The following is a 5190-nucleotide window of genomic DNA, read 5'->3' as shown; positions in this document are numbered from 1 at the left end:
GGAGCGGCTCCTGGTCGACTGCGAAGAACGTTTTTTAGGCGTGGTCACCGAAAAACTGTCCCTGCGTAAAGGTAAGATGACCAGTATGGTCAACAAAGGCAAAGGCAGGGTGCGGATCGAATTTAGCATACCCGCCCGGGGGTTGATCGGGTACAGGGATGAATTTCTCACCGATACGCGGGGAACAGGTATCACGCATTCCCTGTTTGACGGTTACGAGGCCTTTCGAGGGGAATGTCTCAGCCGGTTTACCGGCTCCATCGTAGCAGACCGATCCGGAAGCGCCGTGGCCTACGCCTTGTTCAACCTGGAACCACGGGGCCGTTTTTTTGTCGTGCCCGGAGATCCCGTCTACGAGGGGATGATCGTCGGCGAGCACAACCGTGGCCAGGACATCAACGTAAATCCCTGCAAAGAGAAAAAACTGACAAACATGCGGGCTTCCGGAAAAGATGACAACGTGATCCTTGCCCCGATCAAACCGGTTACTTTGGAGCAGGCCATCAGCTTCATCCGTGCAGACGAGCTGGTGGAGGTCACTCCCCGGTCCCTGCGCATGCGGAAAATCGAACTTTCCGCTCAGAAGCGCCACGCCATGCGCCCTTCAAAGGAAAAGAGGAAAGCCGCCCTGGGCCGTGTCGCTTCTTCTGCCCAATGTAGCCTGTTGTGTTGAAGCAACAGCAGGTGAAGTAAAAGGACGAATCGCGAATCATCGTGCCGGGACGATAACCGGACCGCCGGATCGCACCCCTTATTTGCGGCGGCCTGGTTTTGACCCATCATTGAACCTAAATCCTTAAGGGAGTCATTACGTAACACAGGCATTAAAGGGTTTTGTGGCGCCAGGATAGGTTGCAGCTATCAACACCCCGACGAATATCTATTTTCCCATCTCTTCATCAAGTACTTGCCTTATGATTCTGGCAATTTCCTCTTTAGTAATAGGTTTCATAACATACCCCAGAATACCCATTGATTTAGCCTTATCTCCGTCTATCATCTCGCTGAATCCGGTGCAGATGATAATGGGAATATCGGGCCTGATTTCCCTAAGCCTGGGGGCTAATTCAAGGCCGGTCATATTCGGCATGGTCATGTCGGTGATGACCAAATCAAATTCGTCCGGTTTGGCTCTAAACGCCTCCAGTGCCTCCACACTGCTTGTGCGAGGTGTGACCTGATAGCCAAGGCGTTCTAAAACCTGATGTGCCATGAAAACGATCGGTTCTTCATCATCCACAAACAAAATTCGTTCCGTACCCGTTGGAGCAGGTTCTGCGGATATGATTTTCGGTTCAACAGGTCTGGTTTCAATCAGGGGCAAATAGACAGAAAATGTAGTTCCTTCACCAAGCTTGCTGTATACTTCAATATCCCCTCCGTGGCTCTTGACAATCCCGTGGACCACCGCAAGGCCCATTCCGGTGCCTTCACCAGGACCTTTTGTAGAAAAATAGGGCTCAAATATCTTTTCCATAACCACATTATCCATGCCATGGCCCGTATCGCTTACAGTGAGTTTGAGATATGTGCCGGGGTGAAGATCCAAATAGGATTCTGAATCATCAGAACGGATTTCCTCTTCCATAAGAATCAGTTCCAGAACTCCTCCCTTCTCTCGCATCGCTTGATAAGCATTGGTGGCAAGGTTCATAACCACCTGGTGGATCTGGGTCGAATCAGCCAAGACCGGGCCACAATCAGTATCAATATCCTGGCGGATATCAATAGTCGACGGTATTGAGGTCCTGAGCAGTTTGAGCGCCTCTTTTACGATAGATTGAATCTTGATAGGTTTCTTTTCTGTATCGGCCTTGCGGCTGAATGTCAGGATCTGCTTAACCATGTCTTTGGCTCGCATGGCACCCTTAAGTACTTCCTTTAGATTTTTTTGGGCCAGGCTGCCTTCAGGCACATCGTCCATGGCCAGCTCTGTATACCCAATTATCGAGTAGAGAACATTGTTAAAATCGTGGGCAATCCCACCTGCAAGTGTGCCGATGGATTGTATTTTTTGAGCTTGATGAAGATGTGCTTGTAGTTTCTCCCTTTCTTCAGCCGCTTTTTTTTTCTCAGTGATGTCCTCCACAACCTCAATAAATCCACTGGCTTGTCCGTTTTCCCGCAACACTGGAAATGCTCTGATTTTCACTGGTATACGGCTGCCGTCATCCCTGACCCCTTCGGTCTCGACTTCCTCCGGACACCTTGTAATCATAGCACGAACTCCAGGACAATGCGGACAAACTGCCTCCCGCTTTTCGAATTCTCTGAAACACTTTTTGCCGTTAAAGTAGCCTACAGGCTTGTTAAAAAATCTGCACTGCGCTGCATTGGTCATTACAATAGTGTGGTCGGTATCTACCAAAATGATCCCAAGATCGATGTTTTCTACAAGTGTTCTATATCTCTCCTCATTCTCCCGAATCAATTTTTCGGCAAGCTTTTGGTTGGTTATATCAAAAAAGACGCCACTCACAAATTCAATCTCTCCCTTGTTATCGCAAATTATCTGCCCTCTCTCTTGTAGCCAATAGATGTTTCCAGCTTTGGATTTGATTCTATATTCCCTAACATATGACATATCTGTTTTTAAAGCCTGGATAAAACTTTCCCTGACAGCCTCAATATCTTCTTTAAGAATAATATCCGACCACCTCATTTTGCGGGAATTAAATTCATCAGCGTCATAGCCCGTTAATAATTCAATTTTATTATCGATGAACTCGACCGACCAATCTTTGTACCCTCTATAGACAATGCTTGGAAGATTTTTTATTAATACTCTGTATTCCTCCTCACGCTCCCGCAGCGCCTCCTCCGCCACTTGCCGCCTTGCGGTCATCTGATTAAAAACCAAACCCAATTCGCCGATTTCGTCTTTCACTTTTAGTTCAACTCTGTGTTTCAGATCACCTTTGCCTATTATTTCAACACTTTTGGATAATATTGCTAATGGTGCTGTGATGGAACGAGATATTAAAAGGGCAATGATAATAGATAGAATAATCAAAATAAGCGAAGCAACTATCATAGCGTTTCTTAGGACAAAAGCGGGTTTTAACACCTCTTCTATGTCATGTTCCATGACAAGAATCCATTCTAAACCTCCAAGTTCTCTGGAGCCTTTAGAATGGGCAAAAGAAAAAAGTTTTTCTATCCCACCATCCTTGGCAGTAAAGAAGCCCCTTTTATTTTTTATAATTTCAAACAAATTTTTGTTGGACCATTTTTCCAAAAACTTGAATACACCTGTTCTATAAATCAGCAACCCATCCTTGGTGGTCAGTGTTATGCTTGTTGATTCATATTTTTTTGTGGTTAATTCTGTTTCCCTTATAACTTCCTTAACAGAAAGGATGGCCTTCAATATTCCAATAAAGTTTCCGGTTTCATCATCAATCCTTACCGCAATAGCATTACCATGGGCTCCCGCGCTTTCATCATACTCAACATCACTTACATAAAACCCTGTCGCTCTTGCGATTTGCCACCACTCTTCATCATCCTGCCTGTAATCAGTGGTTTTTATCGTTTGGGCAATATTTGCTCCAAACCTGTTTGTTATAAAAATCTCTTCAAAAACATTGTAGCCATATTTATTTTGATAGAATAGCGTTATTTGCCGTCTTATGTTATTTGACAATTTATTGCTGATAAGATCTTGCATGAACTGAGTCGTTTGATTTTTTGGAGCAGAAACCCATTTTCTGTCGTCTTGTATAATAGTTTCTTTAATATCATCTAATTTTTCAAATTCACGGTTTGATTCTGAAAGCATTTCTTGAACCAGAGTATTTTTAGAAAAAATTTGAAGCTCCTCGATCTTATGATAAATGCTGCGATTAATCCTTTTCAACATTTCCTCTGCCAGAAATATAGAACTTTTACCAACAGCTTGTCTTAAGGATTTCTGGCTTATACTCGTTAAATACAGCGATAGTGCAACCATCAGCAGTATAACCAGCGCAAAGCCGGCCATCAGTTTTACACCTATTCTTATTCTCATGCCTGATCCTCACTTATTTATAATCAGATACTTAAGCTCACCGTCTGAAATTCGGGCAGGATGCAGCGGAAAGATTATTTCATGTTGGCCTGGTTTAACATCAAGAATACCGAAAACTCCCGGATACATGAACCCATCTTCCAACAAAGTCTGTAAACTTTCACGGGAAATTTTCTTGTCCTTCAGCAAGCCGGCTATAAATTTTATAAAATCATAACCGTTTGCTGCAAACATGTTAAAGGGTTTATTGTACTTAACTTCATATTTTTCTTTCGCCTCTTTGGCAAAAAGATAGTTTGGGTTGTAAATGATGGGTGCCGCGATATAGGCTCCGTTCGCCTCCGGCATGCTTGTGACAATCGGAGTGGAGCCTCCGACTGAGCCCAGGATAGACCCTTTAAAATTCAACTCCTTCAACTGCTTGAAAGCCTTTTTAATATGAGGAACGAAACCAATAAAATAGATTGCTTCCATATCTTTAAGTTTTACGATTTGCTCTATGTAATTAAACTCTTTTGTTTCATAGGCTTCGCTTTCGACTATCCCGCCACTTGTCTCGAACCTTTGCTTGACTATTTCAAAGAGAGATGTACCATACTCATCGTTCAAGTAAATTATACCCAGCTTTTTGACCTTCAATTCTTTTAAAATTGAAAAAATGGCTTGTGCTTCAATCTCTGTATTAGTGAAATACCTGAAAACCCATTTTTTATTCTCTGTGAATCTTGCAGTTGATACAGCTAATCCAACCAGCACAACTTTATTTTCCTCTGAAAGAGGAGCTAATGCCATGGAAACAGAACTTAAGATTGAAACATAAAAAAGAGGATGATGCTCTTTTTCTATCCTTTTGAACGCCTTTTTACCTTCTTGCGCATCTGTTTTGGAATCTTCAATAATCAATTCTATTTTCCTTCCATTTATCCCATTTCGGGCATTGATTCCATCTGCTGCCAAAAGCATACCATCTGTATATTCTATCCCTAAAGTTTCTCCCGGCCCGGAAACTGAAAGAACAGCCCCGATTTTAATTGTTTCTTCTTTTCCTCCTCGGAGCACAAAAAATACAGCAAGGCCTGTTACGACCATAGTGACAATGATGATAATTGCTATCCGGCCAAATCCAGTGTTGTGCTGAAATACTTTATGCATATGTTTGCACCCCTATAACTAATTTTCCG

At 43.1% G+C, this 5190-nt stretch carries 2 protein-coding genes and 1 pseudogene; 1 reads left to right on the top strand and 2 read right to left on the bottom strand.

The genetic code is table 11. The annotated features are described in order from the left end of the window. Positions 1-673, top strand: a pseudogene (locus V3S16_RS05845) (translational GTPase TypA); the annotation flags it as partial. A gap of 207 nt (positions 674-880) precedes the next feature. Here V3S16_RS05845 and V3S16_RS05840 read toward each other — a convergent pair. Together V3S16_RS05840 and V3S16_RS05835 are read right to left on the bottom strand one after the other, a co-directional pair. Continuing rightward, entirely contained in the window at positions 881-4009 is a 3129-nt protein-coding gene (locus V3S16_RS05840; protein WP_413883740.1) for a PAS domain S-box protein, read from the bottom strand. Between the two features lie 9 nt (positions 4010-4018). Continuing rightward, positions 4019-5161 carry an ABC transporter substrate-binding protein gene (locus tag V3S16_RS05835; RefSeq protein ID WP_413883739.1) on the bottom strand — a complete coding sequence of 381 codons (1143 nt, stop codon included), beginning with the start codon at positions 5159-5161 and terminating at the stop codon, positions 4019-4021. Positions 5162-5190 lie beyond the last annotated feature (29 nt).

This window comes from Candidatus Desulfatibia sp. (assembly GCF_036446775.1).
Classification (GTDB): Bacteria; Desulfobacterota; Desulfobacteria; order Desulfobacterales; family UBA11574; genus Desulfatibia_A.
The sequence above is the reverse complement of the archived record's forward strand: the minus strand, read 5'-3'. Positions and strand labels throughout refer to the sequence as shown.

What these genes read in the sequence shown, in the direction of transcription:
- V3S16_RS05840 (WP_413883740.1), bottom strand. Translation starts at nt 4,009, where the DNA reads ATGAGAATAAGAATAGGTGTAAAACTGATGGCCGGCTTTGCGCTGGTT.
- V3S16_RS05835 (WP_413883739.1), bottom strand. Translation starts at nt 5,161, where the DNA reads ATGCATAAAGTATTTCAGCACAACACTGGATTTGGCCGGATAGCAATT.